At 30.9% G+C, this 1186-nt stretch carries 1 protein-coding gene and 1 pseudogene; both read right to left on the bottom strand.

Annotation, left to right across the window (positions count from 1 at the left end; translation table 11 throughout):
- A partial coding sequence (locus E4T68_RS08910; protein ID WP_135126040.1) for a transposase family protein occupies window positions 1-286 on the bottom strand: 286 nt, incomplete at its 3' end.
- Window positions 287-1002: 716 nt separating this feature from the next.
- Window positions 1003-1186 (bottom strand): annotated as a pseudogene (locus E4T68_RS09675) (IS30 family transposase); the annotation flags it as partial.

Below are 1186 nucleotides of genomic sequence, written 5' to 3'. Positions count from 1 at the left end.
TTTCACAGGTCATCGTTTTATGACAACAAGTACATTGATAACGTCTCATTTTTAAATGTAATTTAGTGGGATTTTCATAAACAGGTAATAATTTTATTTTTCTTAAATAACTCCCATAACGAATCAGTTGATTATGCCCACAATGATGACATTTTTCTATTTTTCTTTCCCAGCTGGCATGAATAATATGATATTTAATATGATGTTGCACGTCTTGAGTTAGCCAATTTTCTGGAAATTCAAATTCTTCTTCTAATTTCAATAATTTTCTGGTATTCTTATCCATGTGAAGCACCTCTTTACTATTTTATCTCAACTTATAGTTTACTGGTTTGCTTCACTTTTTTATATAAAAAATAATCGTGTTGGCGAACTTTTTTGTTCACCAACACGATTTATTGTACACCCGTATTTTTACCATAAAGTGCATAAGGGAGATATTAGTGGTGTACTAGTGTATAGCTCGTAAATCCACTATAAAGAAATGGTGCCTATACTCTTTGAAAAGCTGAACAAATCATTGTAAACACTAAAAAATAAAATATCAGATTTTTTTGAATAGAGGATAGTGATTTAGAAAAAGACCAACTGTTTTAGAGGATGGGAGTCTTGGCTAATGTTTCAGTCTAGATAAGTATAAATTCCAGTTGTTTTATAGACAAACTAGTGTGATATTGAACGTTTATAAGGAAGTTTTCAAGATTTTTTAGATAGGTGTGTATATAGAGTGTGGCAGTATAGGGAATGTTTTATTATTAATTTGTAGAGATGATATTGTATGAATACTTTGTATTCATGCAATTATTGTTAGTGTTAAGTAATTGTGGAAGCCATTTTCAAGAAAAAATACTCGAATTGTAAAGCCAAGTGCAACAGTACATGAAAAATACTAAAGTCACAGTCTATGTCTGTGTGCGACATAGTTGTTTTGTAATGGAATAGGTGTAACGGTCAAGGTATTAGCGTAGCGAGCCTTTACGGTTACACCTATTCTGTTATAGTTTATGTCGTTGCACACAAACGATTAAACATAGTATGAGGTGTATCATAGTCTAGTATACGTCTAGGTCTATTATTTAACGCATTTTGTATAGTTGTTATCATTTGAATAGGTACTAAATTAAATGATTTTCCCTTTGGTAAAAATTCTCGAATTAAACCATTGTGATTTTCATTAGTCCCTCGT

Origin of the sequence: Granulicatella sp. WM01, from assembly GCF_004570605.1 — a bacterium.
GTDB lineage: Bacteria > Bacillota > Bacilli > Lactobacillales > Aerococcaceae > WM01.
This window is presented reverse-complemented; position numbering and strand designations above follow the sequence as displayed.